This window comes from Bradyrhizobium sp. LMG 9283 (assembly GCF_045571415.1).
GTDB lineage: Bacteria > Pseudomonadota > Alphaproteobacteria > Rhizobiales > Xanthobacteraceae > Bradyrhizobium.
Genome location: NZ_CP120691.1, coordinates 4,066,264 through 4,090,056, shown reverse-complemented (window position 1 = coordinate 4,090,056; position 23,793 = coordinate 4,066,264). Strand labels below are relative to the sequence as shown.

Below are 23,793 nucleotides of genomic sequence, written 5' to 3'. Positions count from 1 at the left end.
GCTGGCCGTCTCGCTCAGCGGCGTTTATGCGGGCGGCCACTTCGCTGATGGACCCAACAAGCGACGTCAGAGTGCCTACTCGATCACTACATCGGCCCGCGTCAGCAGGGTCGGTGGCATGTCGATACCGAGTGCCTTGGCGGTCTGGAGGTTTATAACAAGTTCATACTTGGTCGGCCGTTCGACCGGCAGATCGCCAGGTTTCGTACCCTTGAAAATTTTGTCGATAAGGGTCGCAGAACGTCGAAACTGATCTGGCAAGTCAGTTCCGTAGCTCAAGAGGAAGCCCGCTTCCGCGTACTCTCTCACCGCAGAGATTGCAGGCAGCCGATTTCTGACGGCCATGACGCCAATCAGGCCGCGATGGTTGAACAGCACGCCATCGCTCAGCACGAGGAGCACCTGCGCGCGCTCACTCACCATCGCCGCGAACGCTTGTTCAAGTATGTCCGGGCCGCGCGCCTCGGCTGGGACAAGCGTCAACCCCAGCGTCTTGGCAGCTTCCCGCAGCGACCTCAGCCGGTCCTGATTGGGCGCAAAGTCCGGATTCCACAGGATGCCGACACGCGAGAGGTTGGGCAGAGCGTCCTTCAGAAATTCCAGCCGCTTGCCGTTGATTTCGTCGCCGGGCTCCGAGCTGAAGCCCGTGACATTGCCACCCGGGCGCGCCAGACTGGCGACGAATCCTGCACTGACCGGCTCGGCACTGTTGGCCATCACGATCGGGATCGTCCGGGTCGCCTTCATGGCAGCAACGGTGGTCGCATTGGTTCCGGAGACGATGACGTCCACGCCGAGCCCCACCACCTCTGTGGCAAGCGCCGCCAGCCGCTCCGTGTCTCCGTCGGCAAAACGGTACTCGATGACAACATTCTCGCCGACCCGATAGCCAAGGCTCCGCAGGCCGGCTTCGAAGGCTCCAACATTACGAAGTGTTTGCTCCCGCGACGCGCTCGCGAGATAACCTACCCTGTAGACCCATTTTGCCGGTTGCTGCGCACCCGCGCCGAGCGGCCACGCCGCTGCCGCGCCGCCGATCAGCCCCATGAACTCGCGTCGTCTCATTGAGCACCGCGGAGGAAACGCCGGTCGATGTCCAACCTAGCACTTTGCGATGAGACGGCCAGTGAGAATGGGCAAGGGGAATGACACCATGGTGTCGCGCTACCGCATCATCATCCGCGCGATCGCTTCCCCGATCACCACCGTGGTGAAATGGGTGTTGGCGCGGCAATCGGACGGCATGATCGAGGCGTCGGCGACGCGCAGGCCGGTGATGCCTTTCACGGTGCCATCCGGGTTGACTACACCATCGGAGTCGTCAAGGCCGCTCATCCGGCAACTGCCGGCGGCGTGCTGGATATCGCCGGTCTCTCGCCGCAGCAGCGCATCGAGCTCGTGATTGGGCAGCGCTGCCGCCTGCGGCAGCGTCAGGTCGGTGTCGGCGAGCCGGATCCAGTCGGCGATGCCTGATAGCGCCGGCTGCGAGGTGATCACGGCGAGCCGCTTCACCGCATCCATCATGCGCAGCATGTCGCGCGGATCGGCCAGCATATTCTCCTCGACGATCGGATCAATCGCAGGATCGGTCGAGGCCAGCTTGAGCGTCCCACGCGAATACGCGTTGAACAGGCCTGCGCCGATCGCCCCGGGATTACCGATGCCACGGTGATTGAACGCGATCAGGATCATGTCGCGCTTGCCGCCATTGGCGAGGCCCGAAGAATAGGTCACGCAGCAATTGGTGTGGCGCGTATCGGGATCGGTGGAACGAAGCTCCTCCCGCAGCTGGATCGTGGCGCGAAACAGCGGGTGATCGAAGAAATAGCGGCCGACCGGCAGATCGCGCTCGACCTTAATCCCTATCGCCTTGAGCTCCTCGGCCGGGCCGATGCCCGAGCGCAGCAGGATCGCCGGACTGTGGATGGCGCCGGCGCACAGCACGATCTGGCGTGCGCTGATCTCGTGGGTGCCCTGCCCCTCGATATGGACGCGGACGCCGGTCGCCCGTCCGTCGCTGATCAGCACGCGATCGACCAGCGCATGCCCGCGGATCTCCAGATTGGCGCGACCGCGCGCGGGCTCGAGATAGCCTTCATTGGTGGTGATGCGGCGACTGTCACGGCTGTTGATGGGATAGCAGGCAACGCCCTCGCCATCAGGACCGTTGAGGTCCGCGCACCAGGAGTAACCGCTCGCCAGCGCAGCATCGCGCAGGCCGCGATCGATTGGGCCCCATGTCTCCGGCGGCGCGCGATAAACAGGCAACGGCCCGCCGCGTCCGTGGCCATCAACATCGCCAAACTCCAGATCGTCCTCGATCACCGAGAACAGCGGCATCACCTCCCTGGCCGACCAGCCGGTGCAGCCATTGGCCGCCCATTCGTCGAAAGCATCCGCAACGCCGCGGATCGCTATCTGGCCGTTCATCATCGACGAGCCGCCCAGCCCCTTGCCGCGCCAATAAAAGCGCGGCTCCTGCCCCGCCACGCGGCGCGTCAAGAGATCGGGCCATTGCCATTTCTCCTGGTATTCGCGCCTGTGAATGATCGGGATCGGGTTCGGCGTCCGCACCTCCCAGGGCGCTTCAGCAGCGCGCCAGTCGAGGCCCGCTTCGAGCAGCAGGACGCGCCGTGCCGGATCCTCGGACAGCCGCGCCGCAACAGCTGCGCCGGCGGAGCCGCCGCCGACAACAATGACAACGTACATCGCGTTATTTCTCAATGTTCCAGAACACCGGGATGGCGGACGGTATCAGACCGCGCAAAGTCGCGCGATAGGCGGCCGGCTGAGCGAACTGGCCCCACGGAATTGCGGGCGCCTGATCGTACATGACGGCCTGGATCTCGCCCGCGATCTTCTTGCGGTCCGCCTCGGCCGGCGCCTTGGCGAAGGCTTCCATCAGAGGGGTGATGCGCGCATCGCACTGCCAGCCGGTGAAATCGGCGCAGTTGAAGGCGACCATGACGTTGGTCAGCGGCGAGCCCAGATCAAAGCCGCCGGCGTGAACGCCATAGACGCTCCAGCCCTCCTTCTTGGCACGGCGCGCCAGCACGCTTGCCCAGTCCATCACCTGCAGATCGACGTTGAACCCGGCAGCCTTCAACCTCTCGGCCAGCACCTGCGCCGAGACGCGCGGGGCTTCGAGATCGTTGGCCTCCAGGACGATCACAGGCTCGCCGGCGTATTTGGTTGCCTTCAGCGCAGCCTTCGCCGCTTCGATCGAGGGCTTTGCCGCCGCTTCCGTGCCGGCCTTGTTTTCATAGGTGGTACCGCAGGTGAAGAACGTCGCGCACGGGCTGGCGTATTTGGCGTCCAAGCCGAGTGCATCCAGTACTTCGCGCTGGTCCACCAGCTTCCACAGCACGCGACGAATCTCGGGATCGTCGAACGGTTTCGATGCGGCATTGAGGCGATAGGCGCCCGCGAACATGTTGCCGCCGGTGAAGTTGACGAGTTTGACGCGCGAGTTCTTCTCCAGCTGCGGCAACAGATCGAACGGCGCGTATTGCATGAACTCGATTTCGCCGGCCTGCAGCGCGGAGGCCGCCGTCGCGCCATCGGGAATGACGCGGATCTCCAGCGTATCGATGTTGACGCGCTTGCCACCGGCGAGGAAGTCGGCGGGTTCGGGACGCGGCACATAGTCGGCGAATTTCTTCAGGATCATGCGGTCGCCGGTGCGGTGCTCGGCCTTGCTGTAGACGAACGGACCGGAGCCGATGATCTCGGCGATCCGCTGGTCGCCAGGCGTTTTCGCGATGCGCTCGGGCATCATGAAGGCGACCGGGCTGACGGGATTGCCGAGCGCGTCGATAACGAGCCCGGACGGCTCCTTCAGGGTCAGCACGAAGGTTTTCGCATCGGTCGGCTCGAGCGAGGCCGTGATCGCGGAAATGCGGCGGCCGAGTGCGCTGCGGGTGCCCCAGCGACGTAGCGAGGCCACGCAATCGACTGATGTGACCGGCTGGCCGTCATGCCATTTCAAACCGTCGCGCAGCGTGAACGTGTAGGTCAAGCCATCGGGCGAGACTTTCCAGTCCTGCACCATCTGCGGTTTGATGTCGCCCTTGGAATCCTTCGCAAACAGCGTGTCGAACACCATGTAGCCGAACGTGCGCGAAATATAGGCCGTGGAGAAATGCGGATCGAGTGTGACGATTTCCGCCTCGAGCACCGCGACCAGATTGCCCGCCGCATGTGCGGGCGCAGCCACCAGCGCGAGGCCGAACAGCGCAGCAATGAAAGCCTTCAGTTTGAACATTGGGATGTGTTTGCCTTTTCACCAGCCGTTTGCAGTCACCAGGAAAAGCAATGTTCGTGCCCGCACGTATGCACTCGGGACTATCTGCTACGCGTTTGCGGGGTACTCAATGTCAGTTGGAGAGCATCGCTGCCGCCTCTCGTCATTGCGAGCGTAGCGAAGCAATCCATGCGCTCGCAATGACGATGTGGAGACAGGTGCGCGCCACACTCTCGCTGTCGTCGCCCGGCTCAATGTGCGGACCGGGCGACCCAGTATTCCAGAGACAGCGACGTATACGGAGAAGCCGCGGCGTACTGGATGCCCCGGTCAAGTGTTTAGCCCGGACAGATCACTGACGGGTGTTCGGAGACATAGCTGACACATCAAGAATGGCTGGATTGGTCCGATTCGGGAGGCCGTCCATGCCGTGGAATGAGGTGTCAGTCATGGATCAGCGACGCGAGTTCGTTCGGCTTGCGATGCAGGAAGGGGCGAACCGGCGGGAGCTTTGCCGCCGGTTCGCCATCAGTCCTGATGTTGGCTACAAATGGTTGAGGCGCTGGCAGGCCGGCGATCGGGAGTTGGCCGATCAGTCTCGTCGTCCGAAGCGGATGCCCAAGCGGAGTGAGGCTTCGATCGAGACGCAGGTTCTCGGCGTGCGTGACAAGCATCCCGCCTGGGGCGCACGCAAGATCGCCCATTGCCTCAAGCGCAGTGGGCAGGTTGTGCCCGTGCCATCCACGGTCCACCGGATCCTGTGTCGGAACGACCGGATCAAACCGAGCGAGAATGCACCGCCAAATCCGGGGCACCGCTTCGAGAAGGACGCGCCCAACCTGCTGTGGCAGATGGACTTCAAGGGGCACCTGCCGCTCGCCAACGGAACGCGGTGCCATCCGCTAACGATCGTCGACGATCACTCGCGCTATGTTCTGTGCCTGAAGGCGTGCGCCGACGAGCAGCGTCTTACCGTGCAGGATCACCTGACGGCGACGTTCCGCTGCTATGGCTTGCCGGAAGCCTTCTACACCGACAACGGCTCACCTTGGGGCGACACGTCCGGCGTTCGTTGGACCGGGCTGAAGGTGTGGCTGCTCAAGCTTGGCGTCCGGGTGGTGCACGCCAGGCCATGTCACCCACAGGCCCGCGGCAAGAACGAACGCTTCCATCGCACCCTGAAGGCCGAGGTCTTCGCCATGCGCCGCTTCCGCACCCTTGCGGACGTCCAGCGTGCGCTCGACGCCTGGCGGCCCATCTACAATCTGGAGCGTCCGCACGAGGGCCTCGATATGCATGTCCCCGCCGATCGCTTCCGGCCGAGTGCTCGGGCCATGCCGGCTCGCGTTCCGAACGTCGAATACGACAGTGGCGAGATCGTGCGAAGGGTCTCATCGACAAGACCCTATATCTCCTTCAAGGGACGCTTCTGGAAGGTTCCCCAGGCCTTCGCCCGTGAACGCCTTGCTATTCGGCCCCTGAACCGCGACGGCCACTACGGAATCTTCTTCGCCAGCTGGCAGGTTGCATCGATCGACTTGACCAATGGCCAACCTTGTCAGTGATGTGTCCGAACGGGTGTCAGCTATGTCTCCGGACTAAACATCAAGCCGGGGCATGACACCGTTGGTGAGAGTCGCCCCTACCCGATCACCTTGCCGAACTTGTTCGATTTCGGAAAACCCTTCGGCGGCAGGCGGCCCGCATCGGCGCGCGTGCCTTGCCACTCCGCGAGCTCCTTCATGGTCGCCGAGAACTCGCGTCCTGCGGAGTCCTTCCAGGTCAAGCCCGCCTTGGCGTCGAATACGGCAACGTCGGAGAGACCGCCATCCTTGTACTTCTGCAGCCGCACGCCGCGGCCGCGGGCCATTTCGGGCACTTGGTCGAGCGGGAAGATCAGCATCTTGCGGTTCTCGCCAATGACCGCGACGGTGTCGCCTGTTACCTCGGTGATCGCACGCGCCTCGTTCGGCATGTCGACGTTGAGGACCTGCTTGCCCTTCTTGGTGGTGCCGACGCAATCGTCCTCGTTGACGATAAAGCCCTGGCCCTCGTGGCTGGCGACCAGGAATTTGCGTCCGCCCTTATGAACGAACAGCGCCACCGGCGCCGCTTCCTGCTCGAGGTCGATGAACAGGCGGATCGGCTCGCCATGACCGCGGCCGCCCGGCAGCTTTGCGACATCGAGCGAGTAGAACTTGCCGTTGGTGGCGAACAGCAGCAGCTTCGAGGTCGTCTCGGCGAAGAAGGCGAAGCCGAGCTTGTCGTCCTGCTTGAAGGCAAGGCCCGAGAGATCCTCGACATGCCCCTTCATGGTGCGGATCCAGCCCTTGTCGGACACGACGACGGTCACCGGCTCGCGTTCGACGAAAGCTTCCTCGATCGCGGCGAGATCGTGCTCGGGCGCATCCGCGAAGGTGGTGCGGCGCTTGCCGAGCGGCGTCTTCGGTCCGAACATGTCGCGGACCTTGCCGACCTGCTCGCCGACCTTCTTCCACTGCTCGGCTTCGGAGGCGAGCACCGCATTGATGCCCTTGAGCTCGGCGCGGAGGTTCTTGTCCTCGGTGCGGATCTCCATCTCCTCGAGCTTGCGCAAGGAGCGAAGGCGCATGTTGAGGATGGCTTCGGCCTGCACCTCGGTGAGCTTGAACGCCTTCATCAGCTCGGGCTTCGGCTCATCCTCGGTACGGATGATCTTGATCACCTTGTCGATGTTCAGATAGGCGATCAGGAAGCCGCCGAGCACTTCCAGTCGGTGCTCGATCTGAGCCTTGCGGTAGTTGCTGCGCCGGATCAGCACGTCACGCAGATGGTCGAGCCATTCGCGCAAGGCTTCGGCCAAGCCGACCACCTTGGGGATGCGGCCCTTGACCAGGACGTTGAGGTTCAGCGGAATCTTGCTTTCGAGCTCGGTCAGCCGGAACAGCGATTCCATCATGAGGGCCGGATCGACGTTCTTCGACTTCGGCTCGATGACGAGACGGACGTCCTCGGCGGATTCGTCGCGGACCTCGCCCACCAATGGCAGCTTTTTCTGGTCGAGCAGCTCGGCGATCTTCTCGACCATCCGCGACTTCTGCACCAGATACGGAATCTCGGTGACGACGACGACCCAGGTGCCGCGCGCGCCCTCCTCCTGCTCCCACTTGGCGCGGACGCGGAACGAGCCGCGGCCGGTGGTGTAGGCCTCCGCAATGGCCTGCTTGGAGTCGACGATGATGCCGCCGGTCGGGAAGTCCGGACCCTTGACCCACCTCAGCAGCGACTTGGATTTCGCGTCGGGCTTCTCGATCAGATGCAGCGCGGCATCGCACAGCTCGGCGGCATTGTGCGGGGGGATCGAGGTCGCCATACCGACCGCGATGCCCTGCGCGCCGTTGGCGAGCAGGTTCGGAAAGCCGCCGGGCAGCACGACCGGCTCCTTCGATTGGCCGTCGTAATTGGCGCGGAATTCGACGCCGTCCTCGTCGATGCCCTCGAGCAGAAGCCGCGCGACGTCGGTCATGCGCGCTTCGGTGTAGCGGTAGGCGGCGGGATTATCGCCGTCGATATTGCCGAAATTGCCCTGGCCGTCGACCAGCGGATAGCGCGAGGAGAAATCCTGCGCGAGACGGACCATGGCGTCGTAGATCGCCTGGTCGCCGTGCGGATGGAACGAGCCCATCACGTCGCCGACGATCTTGGCGGATTTCTTGAAACCCGTGCCGGGGTCGAGCCGGAGCAGGCGCATGCCGTAGAGGATGCGCCGGTGCACCGGCTTCAGGCCATCGCGTGCATCCGGCAGCGCGCGGTGCATGATCGTAGAGAGCGCATAGGCGAGATAGCGCTCTTCCAGCGCCTCGCGCAGCGGCACCTCGTGGATTTCGGCCGGTTCTTCCGGCGGAACGATTCGTTTTCCCATGCCGCCCGGTTAAACCGTGGAAGCGAATCGGGCAAGGATCGAATGGTTCCCCGTGGGGGCCTACTGGCCTGCAAAGCCGGCCGTGAATGTCTGGGTCTTGGCTTGACCCGGCGCCGGCGCATTGGTCAAGCAGCGGCGGGCCGCCTCGATCTCGGCCTCAGTCGCACCATGGGACCGCGCCCATGTCTCTGCAGCGGCAGCGGAATATTTCGCCACATAGTACCGGACGAGCGTGCAGGACGCGCGGCGAAACACGCCAGGTTGCGGCTCGCCGGCCGTTGCATCGGGCGCAAACGCAAGCAGCGCCGCGGAAAAGGCGAATCCCCTGATCAACATTTAGGCTGTCCCCCAATGTGGAACCTGAACGGGAACTCGACCGGCGCGATTTTGGTTCCGCGGAACTCCATGCGAAAAAGCAATGCAGAGGCCCGATTGGCTCAAGGCGCGGGGATCGCCGCTTTCGTCTGCTGCCGCATCAAGGCATTGATGAAGCCGGCCCGCGCATCGGAATGGCCCTGCCCGCGCGGCTCCAGCACGTGGCGCAGCAGGAACAGGCCGGTCAGCCGGAAGCCGTCCTGGAGATCCTGCTCGGTGAGATCGCTCGCGGTCTCGCCTTGGCGCAGGAATGGCGGCAGGCGCAACAGCCGATCGCGCCACGGCTCGCCCGCGCTGCGCGACACCGCGCCGCCGGATTTCGGCGAGACATAGATCAGGTCCGAGGTCTCGCCGGTCACCGCGCAATTGTCCAGCGCCAGTCCGAAACCCAGCTCGGCGAGCATCGCCAGCTCGAAATGGATCAGGTGCACGGCGGCGCTGCCAATATCGTCGAAATCATCCAGCGAATGTTCGAGCAGCGCAAAGATGTCTTCGTGCGGATCGCGCTCCGGCAAGAGCCGCGCGATCGAGGCGAGATGGGTGACGCCATAGACGCCGTGGGACGATGCCAGCAGCGTCGCCGCGCGCAGCTTCAATCCCTCGATCGCATAGGTCCCGAGATGCTCGTCGAGCCGTGCCCGCCACACCGCACTGACGCTGTTGCCGGGTTGCAGCAGCGGCCGCATCCGCGAGCTGGCCCCTCCGCGCACAAGGCCCAGATGCCGGCCGTGCGCGCGCGTCAACAGCTCGACGATGGCACTAGACTCGCCATGCCGCCGCACCCCCAGCACGATGCCTTCGTCGGTCCATTCCATGGGGGAATATTACAGGATTCCGGTGCCGCTCGCACTTACTCCTGCCCCGGCCAAAACGCGGCGCGCAAGCGATGCGTTGCCGAGCCGGGGCCCATCTCTCTGTACCGTACCGAGTCCCCTTCTGGGTCTCGGCCCTGCGATACAGCGCTCGCGCGCTGTATCTTGTCCGGGACACGGGGCTTCATGCGTTGAACCAGCCTTGCGCGTCACCGGTGAAGGAGAAATACAGGCCCATCGTCGTCAGCGCGCAGGAGACGATCTCGATGGCGCTGTCGAGTTCCATGCCCTTCTCGCCGATGATCTGGCCGAGCGAGATCACCGACAGCACGAGGGCCGCCGCCAGCACCCAGCGCGGCCAGTTCTTGCGCCATCGCGCAGCGAGCCAAACGAAATAGACCAGCAGCAGGATCATGCCGCCGGCGAGCAGCGTCGCCGTCATGATCATCTGCTCGGTCACCTCGGCATTGGGCGTGCGGTCCTGCACGGCGACCGAGAGGGCATCCAGCATCAATGATGCATAGAGCAGCGCTTCGAAGCGCCGGACGTTGCTGGGCACGCTCATCGGTGACCTGTCTTGTCTTGGGTTATTCCTTGGGGAAGTCCAGGCCCATCTCGCGATAGCGGTCGGGATCGTCGCCCCAGTTCTCGCGCACCTTGACGAACAGGAACAGATGCACCGGCACGTCCAGGATCTGCATCAGCTCTTTCCGAGAATCTGCGCCGATCGACTTGATGGTGGCGCCGCCCTTGCCGAGCACGATCTTGCGCTGGCTTTCGCGCTCGACGAAGATCGTCTGCTCGATCCGCACCGACTTGTCCTTGCGCTCCTCCCACTTGTCGGTTTCGACCGTGGACTGGTAGGGCAATTCCTGATGCAGCTTCTGATAGATCTTCTCGCGCGTGATCTCGGCCGCGAGCTGCCGCATCGGCGCGTCCGACATCTGGTCCTCGGGATAGAGGAACGGCCCCGGCGGCACCATGTCCGCGAGCGTCTTGCGGATGTCGTCGACGCCGTCACCTGAGATCGCCGAGATCATGAACGTCCGCGCGAACTTCATGCGCTCGTTGGCGGCCTGGGCCAGCGCCAGCAGCTTCTCGCGCTGGACGAGATCGATCTTGTTGATCACCAGGATCTTCTCGTGATTGACGCTGGCCGCCTTGGCGAGGATCGCCTCGGCCTCCTCGTCGATGCCGGTCTTGGCATCCAGCAGCACGCAGACGAGATCGGCGTCATGCGCCCCGCTCCAGGCGGTCGAGACCATGGCGCGGTCGAGCCGACGCTTGGGCAGGAAGATACCGGGCGTGTCGACCAGGATGATTTGCGCGTTGTTCTCGATGACGATGCCGCGGATCAGCGCGCGCGTGGTCTGCACCTTGCGCGAGACGATCGTGACCTTGGCGCCGACCAGCGCGTTGACCAGCGTGGACTTGCCGACGTTTGGTGCGCCGATCAGCGCGACGAAGCCGCAGCGCGTAGCAGTGGGCGCCTCGCCGCTTGCTTCAGCCGTCATTGCCGCCGCCAACGCCTTCGCGTTCGATCATCACTGAAGCTGCCACCTTCTCCGCCGCGCGCTTGCTGCCGCCGATTCCTTCGGCCGGCGCCAGCCCCGGCAGATCGACCGCGACACGGAACTGCGGATCGTGATGCGGGCCGGTGCGCTCAACCTCGCGGTAAACAGGGGTCGGCAGCCCCTTGCCCTGCGCCCATTCCTGCAGCACCGTCTTGGGATCGCGCAAGGGACGGCGCGGCTTGTGCATGCGCTCGGTCCAGTTGCGTTTGACGAACTCCGCTGCTGCCGCATGGCCGCCGTCGAGGTAGATGGCACCGATCACGGCCTCGCAGATGTCGCCGAGCACCGACTTGCGCAGGCGCGCGTCGGCGCTGGGGCCGACCGAGCCCAGCTTGATGTCGTCGAGCAGACCGAGCGACTTGGCGACGTCGGCGCAGCTTTCCTTGCGCACGAGCTCGGCAAGACGCTTGGACAGCTCGCCTTCATCGGCGTTCGGAAAGGCGTGATAGAGCATGTCGGAGACGACGAGCCCGAGCACGTGGTCGCCGAGGAATTCCAGCCGCTGATAGCTGTCGCCGCGCTTGCGCCCGGACTTCAGCGCCGAGACATGCGTGATCGCCTGCATCAAGAGGTTCGGATCCGTGAAGCTGTGGCCGATGCGCGCCTCGAGCGCTGCATTCGCATCCGTGCCCTTGACCTTGCTGCTCCGCACCCGCTTCTTCTTCGCAGCTGCCTTGTTTGCAGGCGTCTTGTTTGCAGGCGTCTTGGCCGCAGCTTCCCCTTCGGGGCCCGCTTGCGCCTCGATTGGTTGGGTCGCGATGTCCTTGGCTTCGTCTTTCATCGAACGATTTTGAAGAACCGATTCCAGCGCACCGCCCACGGCCAGCGCCAGAACATCCAGGCATGCTCGCCTTCAGCGATGGAGAAGAAGATCATCTGGGCGCGGCCGATCAAATTCTCCTTTGGCACGTAGCCGACCTGGCCGAGGAAGCGGCTGTCGGTGGAGTTGTCACGGTTGTCGCCCATCATGAAGAAGTGGCCGGGCGGCACCGTGTAGACGTTGGTGTTATCCATGTAGCCGTTGTCGGCGCAGTCCAGCGTCTCGTAGGACACGCCGTTCGGCAGCGTCTCCTTCCAGCGCTTCACCCGGGAGATGCCGCCGCCTTCCGAGCCGCAGGGGTCCTCGCCGACATATTCGCTCATGCGCTGCCGTTCGACGGGCGTGTCGTTGATATAGAGCAGACCGTCACGCATCTGGATGCGGTCGCCGGGAAGTCCGATCACGCGCTTGATGTAGTCGGTGGAATCGTCCTTCGGCAGGCGAAACACGACGATGTCGCCGCGGTTCGGATCCGAGCCCCAGATTCGTCCCGAGAACAGCGGCGGCGAGAGCGGAATCGAATAGTGGCTGTAGCCGTAGGAATATTTCGAGACGAACAGGTAGTCGCCGACCAGCAACGTCGCCTTCATCGAGCCGGACGGGATGTTGAAGGGCTGAAACAGGAAAGTGCGGATCACCAGCGCGATCAGGAGAGCATGAATGACGACCCGGATCGTTTCACCGACGCCGCTCTCAGATTTCGTTCCTGAAGTCACGCTCATTGCTCTCTCAATTCCGGCCGGCGGTCACAGAGCGCCCTCCTGGCGCGAACAGCCCATTGCTTCGCGGCCCATGGAGATTGTCCTGATTCTGATAGTGAGGGCCAATTCCGGCGTAAAGCCGAATTCGCCCAAGCTGATTTGCGTTGGCGGACTTTTAGACGGTTGTCGGAGGCCACGCAATCAAGGATCGCATCAAAACTGAATAAGACATTGAATTTACGTACGAATCATAAAATCGAACGGATCGCGTCAGGGCTTAGCCATGGGCACGGCGGAAATGATGACAAAGGCCTGTGCCAGCGGCCAGTCGTCGGTGATCGAAACGTCGATCCGCGCCTCGAACCCCTCCGGCGTCAGGGCCTGGAGCCGGGCCAGGGCGCCGCCGGTCAGTTGCATGGTCGGCCGCCCGCCCGGCAGGTTGACCACCCCCATGTCGCGCCACCAGACGCCGCGCCTGATGCCGGTGCCAAGCGCCTTGGAGCAGGCCTCCTTGGCGGCGAAGCGCTTGGCGTAGGTCGCCACCACCATCTTCTCGTTCTTGGCGCGCCGCTCCGCCTTGGCCCGCTCGGCCGCGGTGAAAATACGGTCGAGGAAGCGCTCGCCATGGCGCTCGATCACCTTGGCGACGCGGGTGATGTCGATCAGGTCGGAGCCGATGCCGATGATCATGCCCGGCCCCGGCCGCGGTCCATCGCCGCGCGCATGCTGCGCACGGTCTCCGCCAGCCCCACGAAGAGCGCCTCGCCGATCATGTAGTAGCCGATGTTGAGCTCCATGATCTCAGGCAGGGCCGCGATCGTCTCCGCCGTCGCATAGTCCAGCCCGTGCCCGGCGTGGACCTCGAGCCCCGCATCCTTGGCGAGCTTTGCCCCGGCCACGATCCGCTGCCATTCGGCCTCGGCCTTGTCGGTGTGGCCGTCGACGACGGCGTCGCACCAGGCGCCGGTGTGGATCTCGATCACGGGCGCGCGCAGCCGTGCCGCCATCTCGATCTGGGCGGGATCGGCGGCGATGAACAGCGAGACCCGGATGCCCGCATCGTTGAGCCGCGCGATATACGGCGTGAGCGCGGTGTGCTGGCCGACCACATCCAACCCGCCTTCGGTCGTCACCTCCTGGCGCCGCTCCGGCACGAGGCACACCGCGTGTGGCTTGGTGGCAAGCGAGATCCGCATCATGTCGTCGGTCGCGGCCATCTCGAAATTGAGCGGCTTGGAGATCTCCGCCTTCAGCCGCGCCATGTCCTCGTCGCGGATATGCCGGCGATCTTCGCGCAGGTGGGCGGTGATGCCGTCGGCGCCGGCCTCGATCGCGAGCAGCGCCGCACGCACCGGATCTGGATTGCGGCCGCCCCGCGCGTTACGCAGGGTTGCGACATGGTCGACATTGACGCCGAGGCGGAGCGGAGGTGCGGGCATTTCAGAACTCACGAAATCAGAGCGATGGAGGCATACGCAAAGCGCCTATCCATTAACACGTTCGACACGGGCGACGACTGCCTTCGCGCGCAGCTGGGCCAGGATCGCGCTCAGGTGCTTCAGGTCGTAGACTTCGAGATCGATCGTCGTCTCCGTGAAGTCAGGCGAGCGGCGCTGCATGCTGATGTTGTCGATGTTGCCGTCGTGCTCGGCGATCACGGTCGCGATCTGCGCCAATGCGCCGGGCTCGTTGACGTTCTCCACCTTGATGCGGGCCGGAAAACGCTGCGGCGCGGAGTCCTCAATGTCCCAGCGGACGTCGAGCCAGCGCTCCGGCTCCTCCTCGAAATCCTTCAGGGCCGGCGCCTGAATGGGATAGATCGTGATGCCCTCGCCCGGCGTGACGATGCCGACGATGCGATCCCCGGGCACGGCCCCGCCGTTCGGAGCGAACTTCACCGGGAGGTCGGAATTGATGCCGCGGATCGGGATCGCGACCGGGCTGCGCGGCTCCGAGGACTTCTCCTTGAGCTTGGCGGCAAGCCCCTTCTTGCCCCCGTAGCGTGCGACGCGCTCCTCCTTGTAGTCGGGATACATCGCACGCGCGACGTTGGAGGCCTTGATCTCGCCGCGGCCGACCGCCGCCATGACGTCATCGATCGAGGTGCGCGCGAGCCGCGGCAGCGCGCCCTTCAGCTTGTCATCGGCATATTCGATCTTGGCGCGCTCGAACAGACGCTCGACGATGCGCCGGCCGAGCCCGGCATATTGATCGCGCACGGCGGTGCGCGTGGCGCGCCGGATCGCGGCACGTGCCTTTCCGGTGACCGCCAGCGTCTCCCAGGCCGACGGCGGCGCCGATTGCGCCTCCGAGGTCAGCACCTCGACCTCGTCGCCGTTCTGGAGCTCCGAGGACAGCGGCGCGAACTTGCCGTTGATCTTGCAGCCGACCGCGCTGTTGCCGACGTCGGTGTGCACCGCATAGGCGAAGTCGATCACGTTGGCGTGGCGCGGCAGCGCGATCAGCTTGCCCTTCGGGGTGAAGCAGAACACCTGGTCGTGGAACAGCTCGAGCTTGGTGTGCTCGAGGAATTCCTCGGGATTGGCGCTCTCGGAGAGGATTCCGATGGTATGGCGCAGCCAGGCGAACGCGTTGGACTCGCGCTTGAGGAATTCGGTCGGCGAGCCCACGCCTTCCTTGTAGAAGACGTGCGCGGCAATGCCGCGCTCGGCGATCTGGTCCATCGCCTCGGTGCGGATCTGGAGCTCGACGCGCTGGTTACCGGGGCCGATCACGGTGGTATGGATCGAGCGATAGTCGTTCTGCTTCGGCGTCGAGATGTAGTCCTTGAAGCGCCCCGGCACGACCGGCCAGGTGGTGTGGACGATTCCGAGCGCGCGATAGCAGGCCTCGATGTCGCTGACGACCAAGCGAAAGCCGAAGATGTCGGACAATTGCTCGAAACCGATCGATTTGCGCTCCATCTTGGTCCAGATCGAGAACGGCTTCTTGCGGCGGCCATAGACCCGCGCGCCGAGACCCCTGTGGCGCAGATTGTTGGAGAGCTGGTCCTCGATCTCGCCGATCAGATTGCGGTTCCGCTCGGCGAGCGCATCGAGCCGCTGCATCACGACCGAATAGGCTTCGGGATCGAGGGTGCGGAACGACAGATCCTCCAGCTCCTCGCGCATTTCCTGCATGCCCATGCGCCCCGCCAGCGGCGCGTAGATGTCGAGCGTCTCCTCGGCGATGCGCCGGCGCGATTCCGTCGGCACGAAATCCAGCGTGCGCATGTTGTGCAGGCGGTCGGCGAGCTTGACCAGGAGCACGCGGACATCGTCGGCAATGGCCAGCAGCAATTTGCGCAGGTTCTCGGCCTGCTTGGCCTCCCGCGAGACCAGCTCAAGCCGCTTCAGCTTGGTCAGGCCCTCGACCAGCGCGCCGATTTCGGGTCCGAAGATCTGGTCGATCTCGGCCCGCGTCGCCTCGGTGTCCTCGATCGTATCGTGAAGCAGCGCGGCCACGATGGTGGCGTCGTCGAGCTTCAGATCGGTGAGAATCGCCGCCACTTCGAGCGGGTGCGAGAAATAGGGGTCGCCCGAGGCGCGGGTCTGCGAACCATGCGCCTTCATGGCGTAGACATAGGCGCGATTGAGCAGGTCTTCGTTGGTGTTGGGATTGTAGGATCTGACGCGCTCGACGAGGTCATATTGACGCATCATGCGCGCGCGGGGCCTGGCCGGGCGCGCGACCGGCGCAGTCGGGGCCACGGCAACCGATTCGGTTGCGGCCTGCATCTGCGTGGATCTGCGACGCCGATATACCATTCCGTCCTGCCTTCAAACGGGCCCTGAGCCGGCCCGTTGTATACATCCTAGCCCCGATCGCGCTTGTGTCCGATCAATTCGGTGACAGGGCGCAGCGCCAACCGGCAACGCTATGGTAACCACGAAAAGGTCAACAAAAGCAAAGGCCCGAACGATGGTTCGGGCCTTTGATAAGATCACAAGAAGTCGATGATCGCGACGGAGGAATTACTCGTCTTCCTCGGGCTGCTCCTCGGGCGGAGCGAGGCCTTCCAGGCCCTTCAGAAGCTCCTCCTCGGTCATGCGCTCGACGGCGACCTCGGTGTCGTCCGCGTCGACGCTGGCACCCGCGGAACCGATCAGCGGCACCGTATCCGGCTCGGGCTCATCCACCTCGACGAACTTCTGGAGCGAGTGCACCAGCTCCTCGCGGAGGTCCTCCGGCGAAATTGTCGTCTCGGCAATTTCACGCAAAGACACAACAGGGTTCTTGTCGTTATCGCGGTCAACCGTTAGTTGTGAGCCGGACGAGATCATGCGGGCACGGTGGGCGGCCAGCAGGACCAAGTCAAACCGGTTGTCGACCTTGTCGATACAATCTTCTACGGTGACGCGAGCCATGGACTGTCGCTCCGTTGCGGGTGGGACGAAATATGTGGATGATTGGGGGTAGTTATAGGGGCCGGGACGGTTTCGCAAGGCCAATTTGTGATTTGGCCTCGCCAAACGGCTCTGGTACCCCCACATTGGGGCTGGGACGGATGGTTTTCCGGGCTGCCATCGAGGGCGGCCACGGGCGTATGCGAGTCCGCCATAACTATACCTTGATTGCCCCGACTTCTCCGGATTTGCGGTTTCGACGGGACTCAGCGGCACTTTAGAACTGCGCGGCTTGCTGTCGCCGCGCCAACAATAAACGATCAATCACGAGCACTACGCGAGCAACTGAATGTCACCTTCTCCTACCAACAAGATCGCGCTCTTCATCGATGGGGCCAATCTCTACGCGACGGCGAAAACTCTGGGCTTCGACATCGATTACAAGCGCCTGCTGAAGGAGTTTCAGAGCCGCGGGACGTTATTGCGGGCGTTCTATTACACCGCCATCATCGAAGACCAGGAATACTCCTCGATCCGACCGTTGATCGACTGGCTGGACTACAATGGCTACACCGTCGTCACCAAGGCGACCAAGGAATTCATCGACGCCTCCGGCCGCCGCAAGGTGAAGGGCAACATGGATATCGAGCTCGCGGTGGACGCCATGGAGCTCGCCGAGCACATCGACCAGATGGTGCTATTCTCGGGTGACGGCGACTTCCGCTCCCTAGTCGAGGCGGTGCAGCGCCGCGGCGTGCGGGTCACGGTGATCTCCACCATCGCCAGCCAGCCGCCGATGATCGCAGACGAGCTGCGCCGCCAGGCCGACGTCTTCACCGACCTCGTCGAGCTGCAATCCAAGCTCGGCCGCGACCCGTCCGAACGCCCCGCCCCGCGTGACCGCGGCGAGCGTGGCGAACGCCACCACGCCCCGCAATTCCTCCAGCGCGCGACCACGATGGCGCCGAGGGGCGATGACGACTTCGAGGAGTGAAGCGGCCCAGTCGAGCCGCCAGCCTCCCACCGTCGTCCCCGACCGTGACTGTCCGCTCTGTCCGCGCCTGGTCGCCTTTCGCGAGGCGAACCGCGCACGTGAGCCATCATGGCACAATGCGCCGGTTGCGCCGTTCGGCGACATCGAGGCGCGCCTTTTGATCGTCGGCCTCGCGCCCGGCATGCAGGGCGCCAACCGCACGGGACGGCCGTTCACCGGCGATTATGCCGGCGACCTGCTCTACGCCACGCTGGTCGAATACGGGTTTGCCAGGGGCACCTATCAGGCGCGGCCCGACGACGGCCTGAAGCTGGTGGACTGCCGGATCGCGAACGCGGTGCATTGCGTGCCGCCGCAGAACAAGCCGCTGCCGATCGAGATCACCACCTGCCGCCGGTTTCTCATCGCGAACCTCGAGACAATGCCGAATCTGCGCGCGGTCGTCGCGCTGGGGAGGATTGCGCACGACAGCGTGCTCAAGCCGCTAAACCTGAAGGCCTCTCAGGCCCCCTTCAGCCACGGCGCCGTGCATCAGGCCGGCGCGTTCAAGCTCTACGACAGCTATCATTGCTCCCGCTACAACACCAACACCGGCGTGCTGACGCCGGACATGTTCCGGAGCGTGTTCGCTAGGATCAAGGCCGACCTCGATTAGGGCTAATGCAATTAGGTCGGCCGGTCGTGGTTCACCTCTCCCCGACGGGGAGAGGTGGTCCCCTGGTCACACCGATGCAACCAAAACTCATTCCTCTGGTGGTCCTAGCCCCTCGCCGGGTTGGCCTTCAGCCAATCGAGCACATCGCCGGCATTCCGGTCGGGCGGAAACACCGGATAGAACACATGCGTGATCCTGGACTCGTCGATGATCAGCGCCAGGCGCTTGATCAGGGTCAGGCCTGCGACCTCCATCGTCGGCAAATTCAAGGCGCGCGTCAGCGCCAGCTTCTCGTCCGAGAGCACCGGAAACGGCAGATGCAGGCGCGAGGCCAACTCGGTCTGGTAGTCGTTGCTCTGGGTCGAGAGGCCGAACACGTGGGCGGCGCCGGCGGCTTTCAGGTCGGCGAACAGATCACGGAACGCGCAGGTCTGCGGCGTGCAGCCGCGCGCTCCCGGAATCATATCCCAATCGTCCACCAGCGCGATCTTGCCGGGCTCGCCAGTACGCGGATAGGCGAACACCACGGTCCGGCCACGCAGCGCCGACAGCGTCACCGACCGGTCGTCGGTCGCGAGCAGGCCGATCGGAGGCAGCGTCATGCCCGTGAGATGCACGGCAGCGCCGTCATCGGCGGGTGCCGGGATCTGGCTCCAGTCGACCTCGAGCAGGTTCCGCTGGTTCATTGCACTATCCCCTCGCCCGCATCAGCCGGCCCTTCTCGCGGCTCCAGTCGCGCTTCTTCTCGCTCTCGCGCTTGTCGTGCAGCTTCTTGCCCTTGGCAACCGCGAGCTGCAATTTGGCGCGACCGCGCTCGTTGAAGTAAAGCTTGAGCGGGATCAGCGTCATGCCCTCGCGGTCAACCGCACCCATCAGCTTGTTGATTTGCCGGCGATGCAGCAGCAGCTTTCGCGGCCGCTTGGGCTCGTGATTGAAGCGATTGCCCTGGAGATATTCGGGAATGGTGGCGTTGATCAGCCAAATCTCGCCGTCCTTGGAATCGGCGTAGGATTCCGCGATCGTGCTTTTGCCGTTGCGGATCGACTTGACCTCGGTGCCGGTCAGCGCAATGCCCGCCTCGACCGTGTCTTCGATCGCATAGTTGAAGCGAGCCTTGCGATTCTCCGCCATGACCTTGATCGGACGTTCGTTCTTATCGGCCATGGGCAACAAACCTGATCGAGATGCGCACGTAAGCTAACAGTTTGGGTGAAGCGCGCGCGTCACTTCTTGAGGAGATCGCGGATCTCGGTCAGCAGGACGACCTCCGCGGACGGCTTCGGCGGTTCCGCGGCCTTGGTCTCTTCCTTGCGCTTCAACGTGTTCATGGCGCGGATCACCAGGAACAGCACGAAGGCGATGATCATGAAGTTGATCGTCAGCGTCAGGAAGCTGCCGTAAGCAAGCACCGCGCCTTGCTTTTTCGCATCCGCTAAGTTGGTGGCGGTCACCGTCTTCGACAAGGGGATGAAGTAGTTCGAGAAGTCGAGACCGCCGGTCGCAGCACCAATGATCGGCATGATGATGTCGCCGACCAGCGACGTGACGATGGCGCCGAAGGCCGCGCCGATGATGACGCCGACCGCGAGATCGACGACGTTGCCCTTCATGGCGAACTCGCGGAACTCCTTGAGCATCTGCCTGCTCCTTTCGTCGACCCGGCTCATCACAAGCTCCCCGAAAGCCTACCGCATCAGTTGATCAGGCCGGCGTGAACCATTGCGCTGCGTACGGCAACGCGGGTCGGCTCGGAAATCGGAACCATCGGCAGCCGCAACGTCTCGTCCAGCTTGCCGAGCAGCGACATCGCGTACTTGATCGGCGCCGGGTTGCTTTCGATGAAGAGGTTGTTGTGCAGCGGCATCAGCTTGTCGTGGATCGCGAGCGCCGTCTTGGTGTCGCCCTTCTGCCAGGCGGCGTGGAACTCCGAGCACAGGCGCGGCGCGACGTTCGAGGTCACCGAGATGCAGCCATGACCGCCATGGGCCATGTAGCCGATGATGGTGGCGTCCTCGCCCGAAAGCTGGTTGAAATCCTCGCCCATCGCCGCGCGCTGCTGCGACACGCGAACCATGCTGGCGGTGGCATCCTTGACGCCGGCGATGTTCTTCAGCTCCCACAGCCGCTTCATGGTGTCGACCGACATGTCGATCACCGAGCGCGGCGGGATGTTGTAGATGATGATCGGAATCCCGATCGCATCGTTGATCGCCTTGAAGTGCTGGTACATCCCCTCCTGGGTCGGCTTGTTGTAATAGGGCGTGACGATCAAGACGGCGTCTGCGCCCGCCTTCTCGGCGTGCTGGGAGAGTTCGATCGCCTCCTTGGTCGAATTGGAGCCGGCCCCCGCGATAACAGGCACGCGGCCTTTGGCCTCAGCGATGCACCATTCGACGACCTTCTTGTGCTCGTCATGGCTGAGCGTCGGGCTTTCGCCGGTGGTGCCGACCGGGACCAGTCCATTGGTGCCCTCGGAAATCTGCCAATTGACCAGGGAGCGAAACGCCGCCTCGTCCAGCGAGCCGTTCTTGAACGGCGTGACCAAGGCGGTGAACGATCCCCGGAATTTCGTCTTGGCTGCCATGGACTTCCTCCGTACGCGGCAATCTTGAGAGCAAGCCCCATACATATCGGGTCTATCCCGGCGGTAAAAGGGCCGCTTCGGTGCGAAGCTGAGTTTAGGTCGCGATTTTGCCGCGGTGCTGGTGCAAATCGGCCTGAGGTAAGCGGCTGTTGGTATTTTCTCCGCATATTCAATCAAATTCAGCTAGGTCTTGAGCCACTTCACTGATTCGGGGCGACAAAACGCCGTGACCTCCTTTGCTCGTGCCGCATGGCGATCCCTAGGTCTGGCCGTGTGCCTGATGGCGTGGCTGTCAGTGGGCTGCGCCGCGCTCGCCAAGTCCAATGAGACGGCCGCGGAGGCCAAGGATACCGCGAAGCCAGCCGCCAAAGACGCCGCGAAGGGGCCAGTCAAGGGATCAGCCAAGGACTCAGCCAAGGGAACCGGCAAGGACGCAGCGAAGGGCGCGGGCAAGAGTGCGGCTGGCGCCCCGGCCAAGGACGCCGCAAAGAAGCCTGCCAAGGATGCTGCTGGTAAGGAACCCGCGAAAGACAAGTCGAAACCCGCGGCAGCAGCCACCTCGCCAAAATCACAACCGACCGCCAACGGGTCGTCACCCAAGACCGCATCACCCAAGACCGTATCACCTAAGACCGCGCCGGCGGTGACGGCCACGGTCAGACCCACCGCCCCAGCCGCCGCCAGACCGGTGACAGCTCCCGTCCTGGCTCCGGCGACGCGCCAGCATGCGGCGCCGCGCAAGCCCGTCATCCCGGCCGCCGTCGCGGCGACGTCGTCGACGTCGCAAGCGGACAAGGAGACGCTGGAAAGCGTCATCGAGCTCGTGCGCAAGCGCAAGGCCAGCGATGCTACCAACGTCGCAGCCGGCATCTCTGATCCGGTCGCGCGAAAGCTCGCCGAATGGATCATCCTGCGCAGCGAGGACAACGGCGCCAGCGTGGAACGCTATCGCGCCTTCCTCTCCGCCAATCCGAGCTGGCCGTCGCAGACTTTCCTGCGCCGGCGCCTCGAGGCTGCGATGTGGGACGACAGGCGCGACGATTCGGTCGCGTGGTCGTGGTTCGAGAACGAGTCGCCGATCTCCGCCAAGGGCCGCTTCACGCTCGCCAAGGCGATGCTGGCGCGCGGTGACCGCGCCAATGCCGAGCGACTGGTGCGCGAAGCCTGGCGCAGCGATCCGATGTCGGAGGACACCGAGAACAACGCGCTTGACCAGTTCGGCGCCCTGCTCACGCCGGGCGATCAGAAAGCGCGGATGGACACCCTGCTCTACGGCAGCGAGACCGAAGCGGCGCTGCGCGCCGCAAAGCGCCTCGGCGCCGGCTATGTCGCGCTCGCCAAGGCTCGCATCGCTGCGGTCAAGAAAGCGCCGAACGCGCGGGCGCTGCTCGACGCGGTGCCGCGCGAGCTGCACAGCGATCCCGGCTTCATCTTCAGCAAGATCCAGCTCTTGCGTCGCGAGGAGAAGTTCGCCGAGGCCGCCCAGCTGATGCTGTCCGCGCCCAAGGATCCGGGTCGCCTCCACAATCTCGACGAATGGTGGATCGAGCGGCGCCTGCTGGCGCGCAAGATGATCGACACCGAGGAATTCCGCAGCGCCTACCTGATCGCGCGCGACGCCGCCCTGCCCTCGCGCGACATCTACAAGACGGAGCAGGAGTTCACCGCCGGGTGGATTGCGCTACGCTTCCTCAACGACCCTGCGACCGCCGCCCAGCATTTTGCTCGCATCGGGGTCGGCAGCGTCAACCCGACCACGCTGGCGCGCGCCGGCTATTGGCAGGGCCGCGCCGCGGAAGCGATGGGCCGCCAGCAGGAGGCGCGCAACGCCTATGCCCGCGCGGCCGAGCAGTCGACCAGCTATTATGGCCAGCTCGCGCGCGCAAAACTCGGCCTGCCGCAGATCGAGCTCAACAGCCAGCCGCGCGGGCGCGGCGCCGAGCGGCTGGAGATCGTGCGCGCCGCGCAACTGCTCTACGAGCTCGACGAGCGCGAGCTCGCAGTGCCTATGCTCGCCGACATGGGCGAGAACGGCGATCCCGAGGCACTTGCCGGTCTCGGCGAGCTCACCCAGCGTTACAGCGATGCGCGCGGCATGTTGCTGGTCGGCAAGGCCGCGCTCAATCGCGGCCTGCCGTTCGACTTCTACGCCTACCCCGTCAATGGCATTCCGCATTTCACGCCGATCGGCCCCGAGGTCGAGCGCAGCATCGTCTACGCCATTGCCCGGCAGGAGAGCGCGTTCAATCCGTCGGTGGTCTCGCCAGCCCAGGCATACGGGCTGATGCAGGTGACGCCGGATGCCGCGCGCTATGTCTGCAAGCGGCACGGCGCGACCTACGATCTGGGACGGCTGAAGAACGATTCGGTCTACAACGCCACGCTCGGCTCGGCCGAGCTCGGCGGACTGCTTGAGGATTATCGCGGCTCCTACATCATGACCTTCGCCGCCTACAATGCCGGTCGCGGCAGCGTGAAGAAGTGGATCGACCGCTACGGCGACCCACGCGACCCGAAGGTCGATGCTGTCGATTGGGTCGAGCTGATTCCGTTCTCCGAGACGCGCAACTACGTGCAACGGATCATGGAGAACCTGCAAGTCTACCGCGCCCGCTTCGGCGGCGGCACGCGCCTGCAGATCGAAGCCGATCTGCGCCGCGGCGTCGGAAGCGTGGAATAGCGATCTCCTCTCTCACTTCGCAGGCCCGGCACATCGGGGGACGAGCGCCGTCTCCCGGTCAGCACCTGAGCAGGCGAAGCATCTCGATCGATCGACGATTATCCTCGG

At 64.2% G+C, this 23,793-nt stretch carries 21 protein-coding genes and 1 pseudogene; 4 read left to right on the top strand and 18 right to left on the bottom strand.

Annotation, left to right across the window (positions count from 1 at the left end):
- Positions 1-75: 75 nt before the first annotated feature.
- From P6U29_RS19280 to P6U29_RS19270, 3 genes are all read right to left on the bottom strand, one after another.
- Complete coding sequence (locus P6U29_RS19280; RefSeq protein ID WP_407118997.1) at positions 76-1,047, bottom strand: ABC transporter substrate-binding protein; 972 nt, start codon at positions 1,045-1,047, stop codon at positions 76-78.
- Positions 1,048-1,164: 117 nt separating this feature from the next.
- Positions 1,165-2,709, bottom strand: coding sequence for a GMC family oxidoreductase (locus P6U29_RS19275; RefSeq protein WP_407118996.1), 1,545 nt, complete (start codon positions 2,707-2,709; stop codon positions 1,165-1,167).
- A gap of 4 nt (positions 2,710-2,713) precedes the next feature.
- Positions 2,714-4,264: an ABC transporter substrate-binding protein gene (locus tag P6U29_RS19270; protein ID WP_407118995.1), complete on the bottom strand. Its 1,551-nt coding sequence runs from the start codon at positions 4,262-4,264 to the stop codon at positions 2,714-2,716.
- A 404-nt stretch (positions 4,265-4,668) separates the two neighbouring features.
- Between P6U29_RS19270 and P6U29_RS19265 the strand changes: the two are divergent.
- Positions 4,669-5,845: pseudogene (locus tag P6U29_RS19265) on the top strand (IS481 family transposase).
- A 40-nt stretch (positions 5,846-5,885) separates the two neighbouring features.
- Here P6U29_RS19265 and parC read toward each other — a convergent pair.
- The 11 genes from parC to rpoZ all read right to left on the bottom strand — a co-directional run bounded on the left by parC (position 5,886) and on the right by rpoZ (position 16,793).
- Positions 5,886-8,144: a DNA topoisomerase IV subunit A gene (parC, locus tag P6U29_RS19260; protein WP_407118994.1), complete on the bottom strand. Its 2,259-nt coding sequence runs from the start codon at positions 8,142-8,144 to the stop codon at positions 5,886-5,888.
- Positions 8,145-8,204: 60 nt separating this feature from the next.
- Complete coding sequence (locus tag P6U29_RS19255) at positions 8,205-8,480, bottom strand: hypothetical protein (protein ID WP_407118993.1); 276 nt, start codon at positions 8,478-8,480, stop codon at positions 8,205-8,207.
- A 101-nt stretch (positions 8,481-8,581) separates the two neighbouring features.
- Complete coding sequence (recO, locus tag P6U29_RS19250; RefSeq protein ID WP_407118992.1) at positions 8,582-9,334, bottom strand: DNA repair protein RecO; 753 nt, start codon at positions 9,332-9,334, stop codon at positions 8,582-8,584.
- A gap of 181 nt (positions 9,335-9,515) precedes the next feature.
- Entirely contained in the window at positions 9,516-9,896 is a 381-nt protein-coding gene (locus tag P6U29_RS19245) for a hypothetical protein (RefSeq protein ID WP_407118991.1), read from the bottom strand.
- Between the two features lie 22 nt (positions 9,897-9,918).
- The gene (era, locus tag P6U29_RS19240; protein ID WP_407118990.1) at positions 9,919-10,845 is read right to left on the bottom strand and encodes a GTPase Era; all 927 of its coding nucleotides are present in this window, start codon (positions 10,843-10,845) and stop codon (positions 9,919-9,921) included.
- Entirely contained in the window at positions 10,835-11,686 is an 852-nt protein-coding gene (gene rnc, locus P6U29_RS19235; protein ID WP_407118989.1) for a ribonuclease III, read from the bottom strand. The genes era and rnc overlap by 11 nt, the downstream gene beginning before the upstream one ends.
- A complete protein-coding gene (gene lepB / locus P6U29_RS19230; RefSeq protein ID WP_407118988.1) occupies positions 11,683-12,447 on the bottom strand; it encodes a signal peptidase I in 765 nt (254 codons plus the stop codon). Before lepB ends, rnc begins: the two co-directional genes overlap by 4 nt.
- 249 nt (positions 12,448-12,696) lie before the next feature.
- Positions 12,697-13,116: a holo-ACP synthase gene (gene acpS / locus P6U29_RS19225; RefSeq protein ID WP_407118987.1), complete on the bottom strand. Its 420-nt coding sequence runs from the start codon at positions 13,114-13,116 to the stop codon at positions 12,697-12,699.
- Entirely contained in the window at positions 13,113-13,865 is a 753-nt protein-coding gene (locus tag P6U29_RS19220) for a pyridoxine 5'-phosphate synthase (RefSeq protein WP_407118986.1), read from the bottom strand. The genes acpS and P6U29_RS19220 overlap by 4 nt, the downstream gene beginning before the upstream one ends.
- 45 nt (positions 13,866-13,910) lie before the next feature.
- Complete coding sequence (locus P6U29_RS19215) at positions 13,911-16,193, bottom strand: RelA/SpoT family protein (RefSeq protein WP_407118985.1); 2,283 nt, start codon at positions 16,191-16,193, stop codon at positions 13,911-13,913.
- Between the two features lie 207 nt (positions 16,194-16,400).
- Entirely contained in the window at positions 16,401-16,793 is a 393-nt protein-coding gene (rpoZ, locus tag P6U29_RS19210) for a DNA-directed RNA polymerase subunit omega (RefSeq protein ID WP_007603391.1), read from the bottom strand.
- 328 nt (positions 16,794-17,121) lie between these two features.
- Here rpoZ and P6U29_RS19205 point away from each other — a divergent pair, with 328 nt between their 5' ends.
- Both P6U29_RS19205 and P6U29_RS19200 read left to right on the top strand, forming a co-directional pair.
- Positions 17,122-17,766 (top strand): NYN domain-containing protein, encoded by a 645-nt coding sequence (locus tag P6U29_RS19205; protein WP_027573659.1) that lies wholly within the window; start codon positions 17,122-17,124, stop codon positions 17,764-17,766.
- Positions 17,747-18,421 carry a uracil-DNA glycosylase gene (locus P6U29_RS19200; RefSeq protein WP_407118984.1) on the top strand — a complete coding sequence of 225 codons (675 nt, stop codon included), beginning with the start codon at positions 17,747-17,749 and terminating at the stop codon, positions 18,419-18,421. Before P6U29_RS19205 ends, P6U29_RS19200 begins: the two co-directional genes overlap by 20 nt.
- 104 nt (positions 18,422-18,525) lie before the next feature.
- Here P6U29_RS19200 and P6U29_RS19195 read toward each other — a convergent pair whose 3' ends face one another.
- From P6U29_RS19195 to dapA, 4 genes are read right to left on the bottom strand one after another with little or no spacing between them, the layout of a single operon-like run.
- Complete coding sequence (locus P6U29_RS19195; RefSeq protein WP_407118983.1) at positions 18,526-19,107, bottom strand: peroxiredoxin; 582 nt, start codon at positions 19,105-19,107, stop codon at positions 18,526-18,528.
- Between the two features lie 4 nt (positions 19,108-19,111).
- Entirely contained in the window at positions 19,112-19,585 is a 474-nt protein-coding gene (smpB, locus tag P6U29_RS19190; protein ID WP_254194047.1) for an SsrA-binding protein SmpB, read from the bottom strand.
- A gap of 59 nt (positions 19,586-19,644) precedes the next feature.
- The gene (gene mscL / locus P6U29_RS19185) at positions 19,645-20,058 is read right to left on the bottom strand and encodes a large conductance mechanosensitive channel protein MscL (protein ID WP_407119360.1); all 414 of its coding nucleotides are present in this window, start codon (positions 20,056-20,058) and stop codon (positions 19,645-19,647) included.
- Positions 20,059-20,114: 56 nt separating this feature from the next.
- Positions 20,115-21,005, bottom strand: coding sequence for a 4-hydroxy-tetrahydrodipicolinate synthase (gene dapA, locus P6U29_RS19180; RefSeq protein ID WP_407118982.1), 891 nt, complete (start codon positions 21,003-21,005; stop codon positions 20,115-20,117).
- A 280-nt stretch (positions 21,006-21,285) separates the two neighbouring features.
- On the opposite strand from dapA, the gene P6U29_RS19175 reads away from it, so the two are divergent.
- Complete coding sequence (locus P6U29_RS19175) at positions 21,286-23,685, top strand: transglycosylase SLT domain-containing protein (protein WP_407118981.1); 2,400 nt, start codon at positions 21,286-21,288, stop codon at positions 23,683-23,685.
- Positions 23,686-23,793 lie beyond the last annotated feature (108 nt).